16 protein-coding genes are annotated in these 20,122 nt (G+C 58.5%); 7 read left to right on the forward strand and 9 right to left on the reverse strand.

Going from position 1 to position 20,122, the window contains the following annotated elements:
* Window positions 1-3: 3 nt before the first annotated feature.
* Window positions 4-1,893 carry a methyl-accepting chemotaxis protein gene (locus GQF02_RS12015; protein ID WP_160797446.1) on the forward strand — a complete coding sequence of 630 codons (1,890 nt, stop codon included), beginning with the start codon at window positions 4-6 and terminating at the stop codon, window positions 1,891-1,893.
* Window positions 1,894-1,923: 30 nt separating this feature from the next.
* On the opposite strand, the gene GQF02_RS12020 is transcribed toward GQF02_RS12015, so the two are convergent.
* The 6 genes from GQF02_RS12020 to GQF02_RS12045 form a co-directional block, all read right to left on the reverse strand.
* Window positions 1,924-3,315 (reverse strand): FAD-binding oxidoreductase, encoded by a 1,392-nt coding sequence (locus GQF02_RS12020; protein WP_160797448.1) that lies wholly within the window; start codon window positions 3,313-3,315, stop codon window positions 1,924-1,926.
* Window positions 3,312-4,796 (reverse strand): sodium:solute symporter family transporter, encoded by a 1,485-nt coding sequence (locus GQF02_RS12025; protein ID WP_160797450.1) that lies wholly within the window; start codon window positions 4,794-4,796, stop codon window positions 3,312-3,314. The genes GQF02_RS12020 and GQF02_RS12025 overlap by 4 nt, the downstream gene beginning before the upstream one ends.
* Entirely contained in the window at window positions 4,793-4,984 is a 192-nt protein-coding gene (locus tag GQF02_RS12030; protein WP_160797452.1) for a hypothetical protein, read from the reverse strand. The genes GQF02_RS12025 and GQF02_RS12030 overlap by 4 nt, the downstream gene beginning before the upstream one ends.
* 58 nt (window positions 4,985-5,042) lie before the next feature.
* The gene (locus GQF02_RS12035; protein WP_220789457.1) at window positions 5,043-6,986 is read right to left on the reverse strand and encodes a UvrD-helicase domain-containing protein; all 1,944 of its coding nucleotides are present in this window, start codon (window positions 6,984-6,986) and stop codon (window positions 5,043-5,045) included.
* Complete coding sequence (locus GQF02_RS12040) at window positions 6,971-8,326, reverse strand: aldehyde dehydrogenase family protein (protein WP_160797456.1); 1,356 nt, start codon at window positions 8,324-8,326, stop codon at window positions 6,971-6,973. The genes GQF02_RS12035 and GQF02_RS12040 overlap by 16 nt, the downstream gene beginning before the upstream one ends.
* Window positions 8,327-8,420: 94 nt before the next feature.
* Window positions 8,421-9,584: an NAD(P)H-dependent flavin oxidoreductase gene (locus tag GQF02_RS12045; protein ID WP_124735385.1), complete on the reverse strand. Its 1,164-nt coding sequence runs from the start codon at window positions 9,582-9,584 to the stop codon at window positions 8,421-8,423.
* A gap of 292 nt (window positions 9,585-9,876) precedes the next feature.
* Here GQF02_RS12045 and GQF02_RS12050 point away from each other — a divergent pair, with 292 nt between their 5' ends.
* Window positions 9,877-10,797 (forward strand): LysR family transcriptional regulator, encoded by a 921-nt coding sequence (locus GQF02_RS12050; protein WP_160797458.1) that lies wholly within the window; start codon window positions 9,877-9,879, stop codon window positions 10,795-10,797.
* Window positions 10,798-10,889: 92 nt separating this feature from the next.
* Here the strand turns inward: GQF02_RS12050 and ubiT are convergent, their stop codons facing one another.
* The 3 genes from ubiT to ubiU are packed head-to-tail and all read right to left on the reverse strand — an operon-like array spanning window position 10,890 to window position 13,246.
* A complete protein-coding gene (gene ubiT, locus GQF02_RS12055; protein WP_160797460.1) occupies window positions 10,890-11,324 on the reverse strand; it encodes a ubiquinone anaerobic biosynthesis accessory factor UbiT in 435 nt (144 codons plus the stop codon).
* Complete coding sequence (locus tag GQF02_RS12060) at window positions 11,311-12,234, reverse strand: U32 family peptidase (RefSeq protein WP_160797462.1); 924 nt, start codon at window positions 12,232-12,234, stop codon at window positions 11,311-11,313. Before GQF02_RS12060 ends, ubiT begins: the two co-directional genes overlap by 14 nt.
* 4 nt (window positions 12,235-12,238) lie before the next feature.
* Window positions 12,239-13,246: a ubiquinone anaerobic biosynthesis protein UbiU gene (gene ubiU / locus GQF02_RS12065; RefSeq protein ID WP_160797464.1), complete on the reverse strand. Its 1,008-nt coding sequence runs from the start codon at window positions 13,244-13,246 to the stop codon at window positions 12,239-12,241.
* A gap of 252 nt (window positions 13,247-13,498) precedes the next feature.
* On the opposite strand from ubiU, the gene GQF02_RS12070 reads away from it, so the two are divergent.
* Genes GQF02_RS12070 through GQF02_RS12090 form a run of 5 tightly spaced genes read left to right on the forward strand, consistent with a single transcriptional unit; the run spans window position 13,499 to window position 20,122 of the window.
* Window positions 13,499-13,987, forward strand: coding sequence for a GspH/FimT family pseudopilin (locus tag GQF02_RS12070; RefSeq protein WP_160797548.1), 489 nt, complete (start codon window positions 13,499-13,501; stop codon window positions 13,985-13,987).
* Entirely contained in the window at window positions 13,926-14,546 is a 621-nt protein-coding gene (gene pilV / locus GQF02_RS12075; RefSeq protein ID WP_160797466.1) for a type IV pilus modification protein PilV, read from the forward strand. Before GQF02_RS12070 ends, pilV begins: the two co-directional genes overlap by 62 nt.
* A 10-nt stretch (window positions 14,547-14,556) precedes the next feature.
* Window positions 14,557-15,288, forward strand: a complete 732-nt coding sequence (locus GQF02_RS12080; protein WP_160797550.1) for a PilW family protein — start codon at window positions 14,557-14,559, stop codon at window positions 15,286-15,288.
* Complete coding sequence (locus GQF02_RS12085; protein WP_160797468.1) at window positions 15,285-15,695, forward strand: pilus assembly PilX family protein; 411 nt, start codon at window positions 15,285-15,287, stop codon at window positions 15,693-15,695. Before GQF02_RS12080 ends, GQF02_RS12085 begins: the two co-directional genes overlap by 4 nt.
* 14 nt (window positions 15,696-15,709) lie before the next feature.
* Window positions 15,710-20,122, forward strand: a complete 4,413-nt coding sequence (locus tag GQF02_RS12090) for a pilus assembly protein (RefSeq protein ID WP_160797470.1) — start codon at window positions 15,710-15,712, stop codon at window positions 20,120-20,122.

Below are 20,122 nucleotides of genomic sequence, written 5' to 3' on the forward strand. Positions count from 1 at the left end.
TCCATGCGTTCACTCAAGGCGCGAATCATAGGCTTTAATGCCTTGCTGCTGGCAGGATTTGCCGTGCTGCTGTTTGCCATCGTTTTTGTCCAGGTCCGTACCATGGCGTTGCAAGGTATTGCCAGTGAACAGAACACCACGCTCAAGGGGCAGTCTATCCTGATTGGCGACTGGGCCCGGGACAAGCAGAGCGTGCTCAAGGGGCGCTCGCAGCGCTTCGACAATGAAATCAATATGCTGGGCCGTGATCCGCAGTGGTTCCTGACGCAGGGCATGCAGGAGGGGCGCTTTATCGATCTGTATGCCGGTTTTTCCGATAACAAGGCGCTGTTCGCTTCGGGCTGGATGCCACCTGCCGACTACTCCGTCACCAGCCGGGCCTGGTATCAGCAGGCCGTGGCAGCGGGAAAACTGGTGATGACCGATCCCTATATCGACGCCGACACCAAGGCTATCGTGCTCACGGTGGCCATTCCCTTGCCGGGCAGCAATGGCGGCGTGCTGGCCGGCGATATTTCGATGACCGAACTGACGCGCACGCTGGCGACCCTGCCGGTAGGCGGCAATGGTTACAGCCTGCTGGTGGACAGCAAGGGCAAACTGATCTCGGCTCCGGACAAGACGCTGGTGACCCAGCCGCTGACAACACTGGTGCCGGCGCTGGACAATGCCGCGATGCAGGCCGCCAGCGGCAGCCATGAACTGGTGGAGGTCGAGGTCGGCGGCAAGGCCATGCTAGCTTCGGTGACGCGGCTGGAAGCGCTGAACTGGAGCATTGTTGTGCTGAGCGAGAAGTCGCTGGTGCTGGCGCCGCTAAACAAGCTGCTGTTGACACTGGGGGCTTTCACACTGGGGGCTTTCCTGTTGATGCTGCCGCTGTCAGGTCTGGTGCAGGGGCGGATGCTGGCCGGGCTGACACGCTTGCGCGATGCGATGGTCGGGATGGCCAGTGGCGAGGCGGATTTGACACGCAAGCTGGCGGTGGATGGCAATGACGAGATCAGCCAGACAGCGCAGGCCTTTAATCGTTTTACCGGGCAACTGGGCGAGCTGTTTTCCCAGTTGCGTGCAGAGGCCGCACAGGTGGTCGGCGGCGTGGCGGATGCCAGTCACCGGGTGGGCGAAGTGGCGACCGGTGCCAGCCAGATGGCCGAAGTTTCGACAGCCAACGCCGCCACGCTGGAGCAACTGGGTGTGAGCATTTCGCAGATCGCCGACGGTGCAGGTCAGGCCGACTTGCTGGTGAAGGCGACCGGACAGGAGCTGGAGTCCTGTGCCGACGGCATTCATGCGCTGTCGGACGATATGGAAAATACGCTGGGTTCGGTACGCAGTCTGGAGGCCATGCTGGCCGGGCTGGACCGGCGCTCGCAGGAGATTTCCGGCATTACCGGCGTGATTCGCGATATCGCTGACCAGACCAATCTGTTGGCGCTGAACGCTGCGATCGAGGCGGCGCGTGCCGGCGAACAGGGGCGCGGCTTTGCGGTGGTGGCGGACGAGGTGCGCAAGCTGGCCGAGCGCACCGCCAGTGCCACTCAGGAAATCAGCAGCAAGGTCGGCGCTATCCGTGACGAGGCGAGACGTGCGGTCGATGATGTGCAAGGTACGCTCAGCGTGGTCGATCAGAGTTCAGCGCGCACCGAAGAAGCCGCCGCGCGTATCCAGAGTGTACGTGACTCCATGCGGCAGGTATTGCAGCGCATGAGCGAGATCTCCAGCTCGACCAGCGAGCAGCATCAGGCGTCCGGTGCGATTGCGCAGAGTACTGAAGCAATCAATAACCGCATTGTGGCCAACGAGGATGCCTTGCAGGATGTGAACGCGACCCTGTCGCGGCTCTCCTCTCTGGCCGGGCAGATGGACAGCCGTTTCGGCAAATTCAGGGTCTAGCATTCAGGCGGGCGTTTGCCCGCCTACCGGCTAGATCTGGCTTAGCCACTTGCCCGGGTTCATCAGCCCTTGCGGGTCCAGCGCCTGTTTCATGCTGCGCATGATAGAGAGCGCCACCGGGTCCTTGTAGCGCGCGAGCCAAGCCCCCTTGAGCTGGCCGACGCCGTGTTCGGCGGCAAGCGTGCCGCCGTAGTGTGCAACCTGATCGTAGACGATGGCATTAACCGCAGCTTCGTCATCGAACAGGGCCGCGTTATCCGTGCGGGTATGGCTGACGTTGTAATGCAGGTTGCCGTCGCCGGCATGGCCGAACACCATGATGCGGCAGCCGGGAAAGGCCGCCTGCAGGGCATCGCCGCAAGCAGCGATAAAGGCGGCAATGGCGGAGCTGGGTACACCGATATCGTGCTTGATGCTGGCGCCTTCTTTTTTCTGCGTTTCCGACATGTCTTCGCGCAACTGCCACAGCTTCAGGCGCTCCGCCTCGCTTTGCGCGATTACGCCATCCACCATCTGCTGCTCTGCCAGCCACATCGTCAGGCGCTCGCCCAGTTCGGCGCTATCGCCGGCATCCGACAGTTCGATCAGCAAGGCCCACGGCGCGATAAACGGCAGCCGCCCCGCTTGATGCTTGTCCAGCAGGCGCTGGCACGGCTCGGACAGGATCTCGAAACTGGTCAGGCGGTCGCCGAACGCCTGCCTGAGCGCCCCCAGCCAGTGAATGGCGGTGTCGGCGCTATCGACCCCGATCCAGGCGGTGGCGCTGGCATCAGGCAGGGGGAACAGCTTGAGGGTGGCGGCGGTGATGATGCCCAGCTGCCCTTCGGCGCCGATAAACAGCTGCTTCACATCCAGCCCGCTGCTGTCTTTTCTGAGGCCTGACAGCGCATGCAATACCCGCCCGTCAGCCAGTACCACTTCCAGTCCCAGACACAGTTCGCGCATGGTGCCGTAGCGCAGCACGGCCAGACCGCCGGCGTTGGTCGAGAGATTGCCGCCGATCTGGCAGCTGCCCTCGGATGCCAGCGACAGCGGAAACAGGCGGCTGGCCTCGCGCGCCGCCGTCTGGACAGATGCCAGCGTAGCGCCGGCTTCGACCGTGATCGAATTATTGGCGCAGTCGATGTCGCGTATCCCTTGCATGCGTGCAAGCGACAGCACCAGTTGCAGGCCGGACGTATCCGGCGTGGCCGCGCCGCAGGTCGAGGTATTGCCGCCTTGCGGCACGATGGCGATATGGCGTGCGGCGCACAGCCTGACCAGCGCGGCGACTTCGGCGGTGGAGGCCGGTGCAACGACGGCCACGCAACGGCCGTGATAACGGCCGCGCCAGTCGGTGAGATAGGGGGCGGTGTCGCCGTCCTGGGTCAGGACATGGGTCGGGCCGACGATTTCGGCCAGGCGGTGAATCAAGTCGTTCATTGTGGTTTTACTTTGCGGAAAAGGGCGCGGCGCTGCGAGCCCAGAACGCCGGCGGCAAAAGCCAGCGGCACGGCAAAGAGCGCGGGGCTCGCCCAGGGAAAGAGCGGCCTGTCAAAGCCCAGTACCGCGACCCAGACAGCCGGGCCCAGCACAATCAGCACGCCGGAGGCGAGTATGCCGCTAGCGGCGCAAGCCAGCGCGCCTTGTTCGGTCAGCCCGCGCCAGTATAAAGCCAGCAGCAGCACCGGGAAGTTGGCCGAGGCGGCAATGGCAAAGGCCAGCCCCATCACAAAGGCGATATTCTGCTGCTGGAACAGCGTCGAGAGCAGTACCGCCAGCAGGCCCAGCGCCAGTGCGGCATAGCGCGACACAGCTTTCTTTTCGGCGGCGCTGACCGTTCGGCTGTGCAAGCCGGCCCACAAATCATGGCTGATCGCCGCCGCGCCGGCCAGTGTCAGCCCGGACACCACGGCGAGAATGGTGGCAAAGGCCACGGCAGCGACCAGTCCGGCTAAGGGCGCACCGCCTAGCAAGCCGGCCAGATGCAGCGCCGCCATATTGCCGCCGCCTAGCAGTTTACCGCCTGCGTCAAAAAATGCAGGGTGAGCGGGCAAGAGCGCGATGGCGCCATAACCTATCAGGATGTTGAGGCAGAAAAAGCCGCCCACCAGCAAGGTGGCGATGGCCGCCGAGCGCCGTGCGGCGCGGGCGTCAGGCACGGTCAGAAAACGCATCAGTACATGTGGCAACCCCAACAGGCCCAGTGTCAGCCCCAGCCCCAGCGACAGTACCTCCACCGGGTCGGACAGTGCCGCACCCGGCAGCAGGATGGCGTCGCCGCGCAGTCTCGTCGCCGCATCAAACAAGGCCGGTGCGCTAAAGCCGAACTGGGCGAGCACGCCCCATGCCAGCATGGCACCACACAATAGCAAGAGCACCGCCTTGATCATCTGCACCCAGGTCGTGGCCAGCATGCCGCCGATGGCGACATAGCCCACCATCAGCAGCGCCACCAGCGCCACCGCCGCCAGATAAGGCAGGCCGAACAGCAGTTCGATCAGCTTGCCTGCGCCCACCATCTGCACAATCAGATAAAACAGCGTCACCAGCAGCGAACTTGTGGCACTGAGCGCGCGCAGCCTGCGGCTGGCAAAGCGTTGCGCCAGCACATCGCTCACGGTAAAGCAGCCAAGCTGGCGCAGCTTGCCGGCTAGCAGCAGCATCAATAGCGGCCAGCCGGCCAGCGTACCGACCGCGTAAACCAGCGAGTCGTAACCTGCGGCGAAGTAGAGACCGGCCGCGCCAAGAAAAGCCGCCGCCGACAGATAGTCGCCGGCCAGTGCCAAGGCATTTTGCCATGGCCCGATGCGGTTGCCGGCGCTGAAAAAATCACCGGCAGACTGGCTGCGCCGTGCCGCCAGATGGCAGATGGCAAGCGTGAGCACGACCAGCGGCAGGAAAAACAGTAGCGCCGCGCTCATGGCGTGTCATCCCGGCGCAGGGCGGCAAACAAGGTGATGGCAAACAGCGCGGCAAACGCCGCCAGCGCAAACAGGATGGACAGCGGCCAGCCGGCTAAGCGTCCGGCTAGCAGGCCTGGCGCATAGGCGAGCACGCCATAGTAGAGCGCGACGACCAGCAGCGTCAGGCAGCAGAGCAGGGTTTTCATTCGGTATTCTTCTTTATTGTGTGCAAGGGCGGGGAGTGGCAGGCGAGGCCGGCAGCGCTTATGCGCCGCTTCCTGCCTCTCCCGCCAGCAGGCGGTAAAACCGCCCCGGTTCCTGTTCGGCGGCGCAGTGCAGGGTCAGCTGGTTTTGCGCGCGGGTGGCCGCGACATAGGCGCGGCGTTTTTCCTCGGCCATGGGGGCGCCCGGCAGGGGAAACGCTTGCTCGTCCATGCCGGTCAGGATGACATGCGGCCATTGCTTGCCCTTGGCGTGAAAAACCGAGCCGACGGCCAACGCCTGGGCGGCATCCTGTTCGGCTTTCCAGTGCATCCAGTTCAGGCGCTCGCAGCGAGCCAGCCATTGCGCTGCGCTAAAACCCTGTTGCGCGATATGGCGGCATAGTGCCTGCCAGCCCTGTACCCGGCTATCGGGGGCCTCGCCCCATGGCGCATAGGCGCGCAGGGTAGACAAGAGGCGGGCTTCGCGGGAGAACACGGCCAAGGCATCGGCAAGCTTGGCATCGCCATTGTGGCTTGTCAGCGTGGCCAGCGCCTGTTGCAATGCCAGGAGCTGGCTGCGCTGGGCCGGATGCACCGGCGGCGGCAAGTCGGTCAGCCACTGCGCCAGCAGCGGCCAGTGTTCGCCCGACTCGGCCACCATGGCACCCAGTTCGCGCTGGCGCTTATCGTTCAGGCACCAGCCGGGCAGGGTGACCAGGCGCCGGGCCAGACGCTCGCGCCGCTCGCGCTCGTAGCGCAGCTTTTTCTGGTCATTCTGTTGTGCGCTTTGCGCGCTCCATGTCGGCGCTATCAGCTGGGCCAGCGCCTGGATCAGCATGCCTTCGCTATTGCGCCAGCACGGCCAGCCATCCAGGGTATAGAACGGGATGCCGGCCTCGGTCAGCGCCAGTTGCGCCGCCACGGTCTGGCCACGGTCGCGCGCGATCAGTGCCGTGTCGCCGGCCGGATAGGGGTTGGCGGCCAGCACTTGGGCCAGATGGCCGTGTGCCGCTTCGATTTCGGTCGCGCAGCCGGCGCCGGCCAGCACCGGCAGACGCGGGCTGCGTAGCGGCTGCACGCGCGCGGCCAGCAAGGGGCCGAAGCGGTAGGAGGCGGACAGCGGCAGTACGGTGACCTTGGGGAGCTGGCGGCGAAAACCGGCAAACACACTTTCGGCATCGGCGCCGCGCCATGAATACAGCACCTGGTCGCGGTCGCCGACCGCCACCAGCTTGCCGACCTGTCCGCCCCAGGCCAGTAGCCACGCCAGCTGCAAGGGGCTGGTGTCGTGAAATTCGTCGATAAACAGGCAGGATGCGTTAAAACGGCCGGGAGCGAGCAGCAGGTCCTGCTCCAGCGCATCCATCAGGTCGTGGCAGGCGTCTTCGATCAGGCGAAAGCCGGTATAGCGTTCCAGACGCAGGGTGCGCCGGCGGTTTTCGTAAGCGAGATAGGCCAGCCATACCGCGTGCGGGCGCTGCAAAGTGCCGGCGATGACTTCGGCGTCTTCTTCATAGGCAAGCAAGGCCGCCAGCCGCCCTTGCTTGATGCTCTGGAAGGTGTCCAGCAAATCGGTGAGGCTGGCCGCATCCTGCGGCAGCTGCAATTCGTCGCTGCCGGCGATGGCCTGATTGACCTCGGCTACCACCTGCGGCAGCACATGTTCCAGTACCCAGTCTTTTTTCACCAGCTGACGCTCGTCGGCCAGCAGGCGCCCGGCCTCGCCCATGCACACTTCGTCAAAGCTCTGCACTGTGATGGCGTCGCTGCGGCTGCCGTGCTCGGCCAGGCGTTGCTGCAAGCTGGCTTTGCCGCTACGGCTAAAGGTCAGTGCCAGCACTTTGCCGCCGCTATGCGCGTGCTGTAGCGCCAACAGGGCGAGCAAGGTGGTCTTGCCGCTGCCGGCGGCCGCCTCGATCAGCAGATGGCCGTCGCTGTGATCGAGCACGGCCTGCTGCTCGGCGCTGAGCGCGAGTCGGGTGTGCGCCCTCACTTTTGCCACCATGTTTTCACATTGACGAACTCGTACAGACCGAACTCGGACAATTCGCGCCCGTAACCGGATGATTTCACTCCGCCAAAGGGCAGGCGCAAGTCGGAGCTGGTATAGCGGTTGATAAACACGCTGCCCGCCTCGATGTCGGCACCCAGCGCCCGCGCCCGCGCGGTATCGGCCGAGAAAATGCTGGCACCCAGACCATAAGGCGTGTCGTTGGCGATGCGGATGGCGTCGGCTTCGTCGCGTGCGCGGATGATGCTGGCGACCGGACCGAATACTTCTTCGTGCCATACCCGGCAGTTTGCGTTGACACTATCCAGTACGGTAGCCGGATAAAAGAAGCCGGCGCCGCTTGGCATCACCCCGCCGCATAGCAGTTGCGCGCCGTGGGAAACGGCATCCAGCACCTGGGCGTGCAAGGCTTCGCGCAAATCGGCGCGCGCCAGCGGCCCCAGGGTGGTGGCCGTATCGCGCGGCTCTCCCATCACCAGCGCGCGCGCGTGGCGGCTGAAGCGTTCGGCAAAGGCATCGGCGATTTCGGGCACGACAATCATGCGTTTGGCGGCATTGCAGCTTTGGCCGGCGTCGCGAAAGCGCGAGTGTGCCGCCTCGAAGGCGGCTTCATCCACATCGGCATCGGCCAGCACGATAAACGGGTTGCTGCCGCCCAGCTCCAGTACGCTTTTCTTGAGATGGCGCCCGGCGGCGGCGGCGACAAGGCGGCCGGTGCCGGTCGAGCCGGTAAAGGCCACCGCATCTGCCGCGCGGATGGCGTCTTCCACTTCGTCGTGGCTGATCCACGCTACATCGAAGACCTCAAGCCCGCTGCCGCGCACGATGTCCAGCAGCTTTTGCGTAGATAAAGGCACCGAAGGCGCCGGTTTGACCAGACAGGCATTGCCCGACATCAGGGCAGGAATGGCAAAGCGCAGTACCTGCCATACCGGGTAGTTCCAAGGCATGATGGCCAGCACCAGGCCCAGCGCCTCGAAGCTGACGCCACTGGCACTGGCCTGGGTCGGGATGTTTTGCGGGGCCAGCAGGCGCGGTGCCAGTTCGGCGTAATAGCGGATCAGCTGCGCCGATTTGTCGATTTCGGCCAGACATTCGCTGGTGCGTTTACCCACTTCCAGCGTCACCAGCGCCGCCAGCGCGGTGCGTTCATGCTCCAGTGCCTCGGCCACGCGCAGCAAACGCGCCGCGCGCGCTTCGCACGAAAGCGCCGCCCACGCCGGGCGTGCGCGCTTAAGCGCGGCAATACAAAGATTCAGCGCTTCGCCCTGCCACGCGCCACGGGTAAAGGCCACCTCGCCGGTGGCCGGGTTGCAACTGGTAAATGCATTCATGCAGGCAGTGTAACGGAGAGAGGGGAAAGCGGGGAGTGTTGCCGTGTCGCGGCGCCGGGCGAGATGGGGCCCGCCCGGCCTGAGTGCGAGGCAGTTACACGCCGACAGGCTTGCGTCCTGTCATCAGATACTCGATGGTTTCGCGTGCGCTGCGCATCTGTTCGCCAAACGGCAGCGGATCCTTGCCGCGGAAGAACAGACCCTTGCTGACTTCACCGCGATAAGCGGCGGAGAGCTTGAGGTCGATGCAGAACTGGCCGGCTTTGGACAGACCATCGCGCAATCCGCAGACCGACAGGCAGTTGAGCGCCTGCGTGCAGCGTGCCGGATCGGCCTTGGCATTGGCCTGCAGTTTGTCCAGACGCTTGATATAGCTTTTCAGCCATGGCGTGAGCACGCCGCGCGCGGGCAGGCCCGCCACCGACATGAACTCGACAATATCCTCATCCTTGGCCTGGGCCAGCGTGCGCTTGAAGTTGTCGTGCGCATCGCCTTCATGGGTCACGGCAAAAGCGGTACCGATCTGCACCGCCGATGCGCCCCATTCGGTGAGCGCCGTTCTGACCTTGGCAAAATGGCTCATGCCGCCGGCGACGATGAGCGGAATACGCTCGCGTTCGATTTCCAGCGTCTTGAACAACTGCTGGGTTTCTTCCAGCACCCGCTTGAAATTGAAACGCTCGTCGCCAAGATCGGCCACCTGCGCCGCACCCAGATGGCCGCCGGCGTGGTGGGGGTGCTCGATCACAATGGCGTCGGGCAGACGGCCTTTCTTCATCCAGCGTTTGAGCACAATGGCGATGCCGCGCGACTCCGACAGGATGGGGATCAGCGCCACATCGGGGTGATCGGCGGTCATCTCCGGCAGATCCAGCGGCAGGCCCGCGCCCATGACCACGGCGTGCGCGCCCGACTCGCAAGCCTGACGCACCAGTGCCGGATGGTCGGCTACCGCCTTCATGACATTGACGGCAATCAGGCCACGGCCTTGTGCACGCGCCAGTGCGCCTTTGATTTCCCTGTCCAGCGCCACCCGGTTTAGCCGGTTCAGTTCCTCATCACCGCTGGCCTTGCTGGAGGCGGCGACAAGATCCGGGTGCAGATGACGCAAGTCCACACTGGCGATGGTTCCAACGGCATTTTCGTGTGCCACGGCACCGGCCAGACTTTGGGCCGAGATGCCGACTCCCATGCCGCCTTGTACGACGGGCAGGAGTTTGCGCTGACGGATGGTGAGCGCAGAGAAGCTGGGGTTCATGCCGTAGACCTTTAGCGATGGAGCAAAAGGTCTATTCTGTGGTGGTTTTTGCGAATGACATTTGATCTGGATCAATGTTTTGAGTTTTGACTCTAGTGTCGGCGCTGCGATAGTCGATGCAGGCTAGCCATTGTCAGGCCCGGTGGATGCTGCTGTGGAGTGTTGTTTTTATGTTTAATGACATTCGTGTTGCGTTTTTTTTGGAATTTGCATTTAAGATTTTGCGGAATTGGATTATCCTTTTTAAATAATAGATTGTTAATTGCAGGCATTCAGGCACAGGGATAAGAGTATGGATACGCTCAAGGCGCTTATGGTGTTCATGACGACTGCTGAAAATGGCAGTTTTTCCGATGCAGCGCGCAAGATGGGCGTTTCGCCGGCGGCGGTCAGTCAGAGTATTGCCCGCCTGGAGCAGGAGCTGGAAGTACGTCTGTTTAACCGTACCACGCGCCAGCTGACCCTGACCGAAGATGGCCGGCGCTTTTACGCGCAGTGCAAAGGGCCGGTCAATAATCTGGACAATGCCATCAGCCAGCTCAAGGCCAGCCAGGATGAACCGGCCGGCCATCTGCGCGTCAGCATGCCCAACAGCTTCGGCCGACGGCTGATCCTGCCTTTGATGGGCGAGTTCTGCCAGCTCTATCCCAAGATCCGCGTATTTTTCGGGCTGGATGACCATTTCAGCGACCTGATCGAAGACGGCTACGATGTCGGTATCCGTCAGGGCATGATGCCGGACAGCCGCATGATGGCGCGCCATCTGGCCGATATTCCTTTGTATACCGTGGCCACGCCGGCTTACTGGGACAAGCATGGCCGGCCGCAAACGCCGGAGGAGCTGTCGACGCATGATTGCATCAACTTCCAGTTTCCGACTTCGGGGCGATTGTCCAAGTGGGAGTTTGAGCGTAATGGCGAGCGCATTCCGCTGGATGTGTCGGGCACTTACACGCTGAACGAGATTGAGGCGGTGGCCGAGCTGGCGCGCCTGGGACAGGGTGTTGCCCAGTTGCCGGGCAATGAGGCGATCGATGCCATGCGCCGCGGCGAGCTGGAGCCGGTATTGCTCGACTTCCTTTCGACCGAACGGGCCATTTACCTGTGCTTCCCGCACCGCGAACACACCGCCCCGCGCACCCGCGTATTTGTCGACTTTATCGTCGAGCGCCTGGCGAACCACTCCGATGTGCTGGCGAAGTGGCCTGCGTAAGATAGGACGTAGGGCGGCTTAGGCCACTGGCCGTAACCCGCCGATGGGAGTTGGGAGTCGGGGTGTTCTCCCCGCTCCCAACTCCCTTGTACTTATACCGCCATAAACCGTGCCAGCGGCGTGTCGCTCCAGTCCACGCTATCCAGCAGGTTCTTCACGATCAGCCCCAGTTCGGTGTCGCCTTCGATCACCAGCTTGCGGTTGAAAAACAGCGTATCCGGGTCTTCTTCGCGCAGCATCATGCGCGCCAAATCCGCGAGGTTGGCGGCGAAGCGCAAGTCCGGCGCCTGGGTCGATTGGTCCACGCTAAAGCGGGCCTCGTCGGCGGCGAAGCGCAGCTTGATGCCGGCGTCCAGCACATCCACTTCAAAGCGCTTGCCGGCCAGTAGCTCCATCTCGGCCGGCAGTACACCGCGCTTGACCAGTTGGTTAAGCGCCGTGACCAAGGCCAGTGTTGGCGGGGTGGCCGGCAGCTTGCTGGCGATGCTGGCGATAATAGGCGGCAGGGTGATGTCAGGCACTCGCATGCAAGGTGTCTCCTGTATTGATAATGCCGGCGGTTCCGCACCAGTAGCCGTCAACGGCCTCCCCGGCGTGTTTGCCTTTCAGGCTCTCCATGGAGGCGTTTGCACTTTGCGTGCCGGCGATGACGGCGCTAAAGGCCGCGACCACCTCGGCTGTGTGGGCTGACTGCGGGCTGACGCGTACCGCCGTCACTCCCATCGCGTCCATTTCGGCTAAGTGCGGCAGCAGGGCATGGCAACCGTCGGACATGGTCTGGATGCCGTTGATGGAGAGAAAGCCGGCACCCTCGCGGGTGGCAAGCTGCAGTCCGTCCGGGTAGTCCAGGCATTTGAACTGGCAGTCGTCTTTCTTCAGGTTGTAGTGGCGCGCGGTAAAGCAGCGCGCCGAAAACGCCAGCGGCAGGCGGCCCCAGGCAAATACCTCGGTTTCAAGTTCGGGCTGGGTGGCTAAAATGGCGGCCAGCGTGCTGCGATCCATCTCCACCGGCGGCAGCCAGCGATAAGCGCCCAAGCGCTGCATCAGCGCCAGCGTGCTGCTGTTGTAGACATTCATATGAGTGCCGGCGACAAAGGGGATGCCGGATTCGCGTGCCAGCTTGGCGGCGCCCAGATCGTTGACTTCGAGGCGCACGCGGCCATTTTCCACCAGCTTGCGCAGGCGCTTGAGGTCGGATTCGCTCTCCAGCAGTGCCTGGCAGCTGAGCACGACATCCTTGCCGGCATCGGCTAACTGGTGCGCCAGCGTAATCCAGTCGCTGGTACGCAGTTGCTGGCGGCGCGAGCACACCGCTTCGCCCAGATATATCGTGTCCAGCGGCCAGCCGGCTGCTTCTTCATAAAACTTGAATACCTCGTCGCGCGACCAGAAAAACAGGATGGGGCCGAGGGTGAGCTTGAGATTAAGTGCGGTCATCTGATTATTTCCATGGCCGGTTGTAAGCGCCCAGCGTCTGCTGCTGGCCCTCGGCCAGCTTGCCAAGCGCCGCCTGCCATGCCGGCTTGACCGAAAAGCGCTGCATCTCGCGCCCAGCCGTATCGATGGCTTCGCGCAGTGTCTTGGCGACCTGTGCCACATAAGCCGGGCTGCGCTGGCGGCCTTCGACCTTGATGGCCGATACGCCGATATCGATGATTTGCGGCAGCATTTCCAGCACGTTCAGGCTGGTTGGCTCTTCCAGCGCGTAATAGGTGTCGCCCTGCACCTCAAAGCGGCCCTTGCATAGCGTCGGGTAGCCGGCCGGCTCGTTCTGGCCGTACTGGTCGATCAGGATATCGTTCAGGCGGGCGCTGGTGGTGTTGCCGTTTTGCTCCCAGCGCACAAACTTGGCCGGAGAGCAGACGCCGTGGGTATTGGGCGACTCGCCGGTGGCGTAGCTGGACAGCAGGCAGCGCCCTTCCACCATCACGCACAGGCTGCCGAAGCCGAATACCTCGATTTCCACATCAGTATGGCGGATCACATGGCCGACCTGATCCAGCGTCAGCACGCGCGGCAATACCGCGCGCTGCACGCCGAACAGATCGCGCGCAAGATTGACCGCCTCGTAATTGGTGGCCGAGCTTTGCACCGACATATGCAGGCGCAGGTTCGGGTGGCGGCGGCTGGCGTAATCCATCAGACCGAGGTCGGCCAGAATCACCGCATCCACCCCCAAGTCCGCCGCCTGATCGACGGCGCGCTGCCAGCGCGAGATATCGACCCCCTGGGCAAAGGTATTGATCGCCATCAGCACCTTGCGCCCCTTGTCGTGGGCGTAGCGGATGCCGGCTGTGGCGGATTTTTCGTCAAAATTCAGCCCGGCGAAATTGCGGGCATTGGTTTCATTCTTGAGCCCCATATACACCGCATCGGCACCATGGTCGATGGCGGTCTTGAGCGCGGGCAGGCTGCCGGCAGGGCAGACCAGTTCGGGTAGCTTAGGCATGCGAGGCTAGCGTAATCATAAACCCGCCCACGGTAACAGTATGGGCGGGGATGCGACTTGTTCTGGGTCAAGGGGGAGGCAGGTGGTGGGCGTTGCGGGTGGCAAGATGCTGGCGGCTGAACCATGTTGCAGTTTCACCCTATTTTTAACAGTACCGTGTTTGCCATGTGAATATTTTGCCTGTTAAGGATATACAATCAGGTAATGTGTATCTTCCCGCGATCCTGCCTGCCGGCCCACAGGAGTCCCGCCATGAAAAATGGCTTTACCCTGATCGAGATGATGATCGTGCTGAGCGTGTTGGCTATAGGCTTGGCGATTGCGATGCCCGCACTAACAACAGTGATTGAGGGAAATCGTATGACCGGTACGGCCAATCAGCTGCTCGGTGATTTGTATCTCGCGCGCTCGGAGGCTGTGCGTAGTGGCCGCTCAGTCGAGGTTTGCGCGTCTACAAATGCCCAGACCTGCTCAAACCTCGCGACTGACTGGAGTCAGGGGTGGATTGTCAGAGCTGCGGCCAGTGGTACCTTGCTTGCTGTGCATCAGCCGGCATCTACTTTTCAGGCTTCTGCAACTTGGTCCTCATTACGCTTTTCGCCCAGCGGCGAAGTCAGGTCTAGTGCCGGAGCGGCGAATCGTCTTGCTGCACAAACCACTATCACATTGAGTAATGCCCATGCGTCACGCACTGTTGAAATTGCCCCTTATGGCCATGCCGCTATCCGTGGCGCTCAGTAGTGCCAAGCCTAGGCAACGAGGATTCTCGTTGGTAGAGGTTTTAGTCAGCGTGATCGTGGTTGCATTCGGCTTGTTGGGATTGGCTGCTTTGAATATTAAAACCCTGCAGTCTAGCCATATTGCTTATCAGCGTAGTGTTGCCAGCGAACTGGCGGGCAATCTTGCCGAGCGTATGCGTGCTAATAGCGGTGATCGTATTTATGGCACCAGTGGTGACAATTACCTAATAAATGATGTGGTTGCCTGTTATCTGCCAGCAAGCGGCTCTGGTGGGATGTCTGGGCTGACGTGCCCAGCTGGTGACCTTTCTACTCTTGCCGCTGCGGATCTGGCTGATATGCGTGCTTATGCTGCTGAGCGCTTGCCTCAAGCGCGTATCGAGTTGGCCTTGATGGTGGGCGGGAGCATCGCTTCAGGGCCTGTTGCGGCATCAAGCTGTAGTTATGCGCTTCCGAATGCGAGTGCAGTGGCGCAGTCTTGTCTAATCAATATCAATGTACGCTGGCGTGAGCGACCAGACTCGGCCTCTGAAACCTCTTTTCAGTACACGATGCGTTAGGAGCCGGGGCATGCTTATCACTAAAGGCTTCAAGGTTTCCAGGCAGCAGGGTTTGACCCTGATAGAACTGATGATCGCCCTGACTCTGGGTTTATTTGTCGTACTGGTAGTGGGGCAAGTCTTTCTATCTAGCAAGACCGCATGGCGTAACCAGCTGGCGCAGGCCGACTTACAGGAAAAAGGCCGCTTTGCCACCCGCTGGATCAATCAGCAGCTGGCACAGGCTGGTTATGTAGACATCAGCCGGATTGCTGCCGCCGGAAATTTTCCTGCCAGTGGCAGTTATGTGAATACGGCGGTGATCTCGGCCGCTAGTGGTACATCCACACTCTCGATGCGCTATTGGGGCAATACTGAAGTTGTTGACTGCACCGGTGCTGCAGTTGCATCGGGAACCTTGCGTTCACAGCAGATATCGTTGGCCTCGGGCACGCTTAGTTGTGACAACACGGCTGTATTGGCGGGAGTGCAGCAGCTAGTGATGACGTATGGCGAAGACACCGATGCCGCAGCGGATGGTTTGGCAAATAGTTACCGTGCGGCAGGAAATGTGGGCAACTGGGCGCGGATACGAGCCATAAGGATTTGCATGCTAATCCAGTCCGATCTCAATAGCGTACAGACTACCCGCCAGATATTGAATGACTGTAATGGCAATAGCTACAGCGTCCCTAACAACCGGTTGGCGCGGGTATTTCGTAGCACGGTTTATCTGCGTAATGCCCCCGGAGGCCCTGCATGATGAGGCAACACACTCGCGGTTTTTCGCTGCTGGTAGTGCTGGTGTTTCTGCTGATTCTGGGGGCGCTGGCTTTGTTTGCGACCCGCATGGCGCTGATGCAGGAAAAAATGGCCGGCAATAGCCGCGACAAAACTCTGTCTTTTCTGTCCGCAGAAGCGGGCCTGCGGGATGCCGAGGTATTTTTGGCGACTGCCGACAGCCTACCCAACTCGACGAACCCAACGCTGAACCGCAATGCCGCAGGGCAGCCGCCGGGTGTCAGTCGTGCGCCTAGCATGGTCATCGAGTGTGTGAATGCATGTGCAGTAACGGCTGATCGGGTGTATTACCGCATCGTCGTGACCGGGTATGGTGCACGGGAGAGTGCGCAGACCCGGCTGGAGACAATTATGTGGGTGGAAGAATAATGATGGGAACAATCATGAAAAATATTCTGGCGCTATTGATTGGGCTGTTTGTCAGTCTCACCAGCACCGCTGGCGTGTTAACGATCCCTACTAAGCCGCTATTGGGGAATACCACACCACAAGCGCCATTAAATATGCTGGTGTTAGGTAAGGATCATAAGCTTTTTTATGAATCTTATAATGATACGTCTGATCTGGATGGTGACGGTACGCTAGACGTCGGTTATAAGGGATATGAGCTAAAGAAAAGTCCTCAACTGGGCGAGTCAATATATAAGATTGATTATTACGGATATTTTGATAGCTATAAATGTTATGGGTATAAAAATAATCGTTTCGAACCGGATAGTACAACCAGCGATAAAACTTGTTCTGGAAAGTGGAGTGGTGATTTTCTTAACTACCTGACGACTTCCCGTATCGATGCCTTGCGCAAGGTTTTGTATGGTGGCAAGCGGTTTGTGGATACCACAACAGAAACCGTATTGGAACGTGCTTTTATTCCGCAGGATGCGCATAGCTGGGGTAAGGAATATACCAGTAAAACCGTGGATGGCTACAATATTAGTGATTACACCCCATTAAGCAATCCTGATAGTAATAAGCGCCACCTGTTTGCTTCGACCACCTTGTGTGGTGGGTCATGCAGTACCAGTTATACCCAGCCACCCGTATTGCGCTACATTAAAAATAGTGACCGCAGGATATGGGAGTGGGTGAGTATAGAAAGGCCAGTAGCAGATAATCAGTATGCGGATGGTAGTAATCAAAGGAAAGATATTGAAGGTATTCAGGATTTGACTGTCAGGGTGCTCGTTTGTAAAGCTGGGCTGGAAGAGAGTAATTGTATCTCATACTCGGGTGGAAAAAAGCCTGGAGGTTTACTGCAAAAATATGGTAGTAATGATGCTATGCGTTTTGGTTTGTATAGTGGTAGTTATAGCAATAACCTGCAAGGTGGGGTGTTGCGTAAAAATATAGGTAATTTGGCCGGGGAAATAGACTTTACTACTGGTGTTTTTATTGGTAGTAGTGGTGCTGAGGGTATTGTTCGGACTTTTGATAATCTACGAGTTGAAGGCTTTTCGAATAGTAGAGAGTATTTTGGTCAGACTAGTGGCGATGATGCCTGTGACTATGGTAACGCGTTTGCTAACCGTTTGAGTAATGGTAGATGTAGTGGTTGGGGTAATCCATTAGGTGAAATTTTATTTGATGCCGTGCGTTATTTTGCAGGAGAAAAATCACCTCTTGTAGGATCTAATAGTGATGGAAAAGGAAATGCCCTTAATTTGCCTAGTGGCATCACTTGGCAAGACCCTTATGGCGCGGATCATAATAATGTAAAAAGAAATAATTGGTGCGCCAAGCCGGCGGTCACTATTTTATCTGATATTAGCCCTTCATACGATAATGATGTCCCTGATAGTACTTTTAATGGTATTTCTTTTAATCGTTCCTCGATTTTGAGTTCCCTATGGGGTAAGGAATTTGGTGGTAGTAAAACTGTCATTATTGGTAGTGATGGCGACACTCAAAAGGATCTGGCGCCGACGCCAAAGTTGGTTAGCAGTTTTGCCCGCTTGCATGGCTTGTTTGAAGAGCCGGGTAAAGAGGGGACTTTTAATAGCGCAGCCATTGCCGATTTCGCCCGCCGCAACCCTATTCGCAGCGAATTTAGCTATGTAAATCCTAATAATAGCCAGGAGAGATTGACGCAAGGGCTCAGTTTTTTCTCTATTGCCATGGCCTCGCCCCTGCCAAAGATCAATATCCCGCTTGCTGATGGCAAAGTGGTGACTTTTGTTCCGTTTGCCAAATCTCCATCCAATAGCAATAATGATAGTTTAAATAAAGATGACTATCGGCCCACCAACCAGATTGTAGATTTTTATATTGACACTGTCCGCAATGTGGATGGCTTTCCAAAAGATGACGCGGTGAATGGCGGGCGTGCTTATTATAAATTCCGTATCAATTTTGAAGACTTGGAATACGGTGGTGACCATGATATGGATGCTATTGCCGAGTATGAAATGCAGTTGCAGTCCGATAGTAAGATTAAGGTGGTTGTGAAGTCGACTTATGCGGCCGGTGGTATTGATCAGCATATGGGCTATGTGGTTTCCGGTACGACTAAAGATGGCGTGTACCTCGTGGTTAAGGATAAAGGGGGCAATGATGTTAAATACTGGATGGATGCCTCTCCGGCCGATACGGCCAACCCTTCAGGAAAACCTCTTAATCCTGTTTCTGCCATGAGTGCGTTGAGCGATACGCGTGTATTTACGCCCAGTACGGCCGGCAGTATGGTCACCGAGTTGAAGTCTCCGTTGTGGTATGTTGCCAAATATGGCGGTTTTGTCGATATACCCGGTGCCGGACGTAAAGCCAACGAGATTGACGATGTTGCCGAGTGGAGTGCCGATGGGAAAACACCAGACAATTATTTTCTGGTGTCTAACCCGCTTAAACTGGAGGAGCAACTGGATAAGGCCTTTCGCATGATTAGTATGCAGGCTGGTGCCGCAGCGGCAGGGGGCAGTAATTCACGTAATCTTATAGCGGGTTCACTTTATTTTCGCGTTGGATTTCGTTCCGAGAACTGGGAAGGGGAGTTGTTGGCACAAGCACTCAGTGTAGACAGCAATAAAAATTTGGTACTGGGGAGTGGCTGGAGTGCCCATCAGTTACTAAAAAATGATACTGGCCGGCAGATTATTGTGGGAAAGGGAAGTCGTGGTGCTGTTCCTTTTCTTTATGGTCAGGCAGGCTTGCCTTCTTTGCCCGCCCTGAGTGCTGATTTGATCGCTTATCTGCGTGGTAATGCCAGCAAAGAAGGCACTGCTGCGGGGGCATATCGCCAGAGACCGAACACCAAACTAGGGGATATTCATGGATCTTCCCCTGTTTATGTTGATTACGGGACGAGTGGAGGGCTGGTTTTTGTTGGAGCCAATGATGGCATGCTGCATGTCTTTGATGCCAAGGATGGTAGCGAAAAACTAGGTTTTATTCCTAATGCGGTCGTGTCAAAGTTGCCTGAGCTTGCCAAGCAGTCATATGGCCACGAATTTTATGTTGATGCCACACCAACTGCGGCTAAGGTCGGCAGCCAAACCTTGCTTGCGGGTGGCTTGGGGGCGGGAGGTCAAGCATGGTATTTGCTGGACATCAGTAATCCGGAAAATTTTACGGAGTCAAAAGCTGATAGCTTGGTAAAGTGGGAATTGTCATCTACGGATAGTGAATTGTCACCTGCGGATCGTAAAGATATCGGTTACAGCTACGGTAGACCGCATATCGTTAAACTGAACGATGGCAAGTATTGGGTATTGCTACCTAATGGTTATAACAGTGAAAATGGTAAAGCCGGCTTGTTGATTGTGCCATTGGATAGGCCCGTTGAAGGGTGGGGCACAAGCATTATAAAAATAATGGCAGAAGTCGCGGTGACTGCTCCTGCTACTGCGCCTAAAAATGGCTTGTCGAATATCACGCCTTATGATTTGAACAAAGATGGCAAGGTCGATGTGGTGTATGGCGGGGATCTGGAGGGCAATGTATGGCGCTTTGATCTAAGTGGAGCAGGCACTACAGCTTGGGCTGCCGCCAAACCTAGCCGTTTATTTACCGCCAAGGGGGCAGATGGAAAAAAACAAGCTATTATCGCAGCCCCTGCTGTGGCGTCACATCCGGCCTATCCATCAAATCCGGCTACCATCGCCAACCCAGGTTTGATGGTGATGGTCGGAACCGGAAAGTTTATTGAGAACTGCGATAAAGCAGGTGGCTGTACCAATGAATCTGCCAGCAATACCGTTTACGGTTTGTGGGATGCCGGTATCGAAATTTGTAACCGCAATGAATTGCTTGAGCAGACTCTGGGGGTGAGGGTCATTGATGGAAAAAAATTCCGCACTGTTACCAATAATCAGACTAACTGGGCGAGTGCCGCGCAGATAGTCGCACTTGCAGGTACTGCTTGTACAGCAAACACGGCACGCTCGGCATTGCTGAGTAATCACTTGGGGTGGCGTGAAGATCTCAATATATCGGGAGAGCGGATTGTTGATGAGTTGCGTTACGAGAGCCGCATGTTGCAGTACCAGACCTATATTCCAGCTACGATAGATAGTGATCCATGTCTGCCTCGTGACGAGAGCTTTATGTTGCGTGTCAATTATAACAATGGTGGGCGTTTTGCCCGCTCTCGCATTGATGATCCAAAAATAAATGGTCAGGATGTTCCTGAGATTGTCGGTCTTGGTAGCTCCGGTTCATTGGGTTCGGTTGATATCAGATTGGGTGGCATCGTCTATAGCTTGCAGTCGTCAACAACCGGACAATCGATTGATCCTATCAAGTGGCGTGTTGGGCGGACAGTAGGGCAGGTCAGCTGGCGTGAATTGATCAATACGGACTAA

The sequence above is a fragment of the Craterilacuibacter sinensis genome (assembly GCF_009831765.1).
GTDB lineage: Bacteria > Pseudomonadota > Gammaproteobacteria > Burkholderiales > Chromobacteriaceae > Craterilacuibacter > Craterilacuibacter sinensis.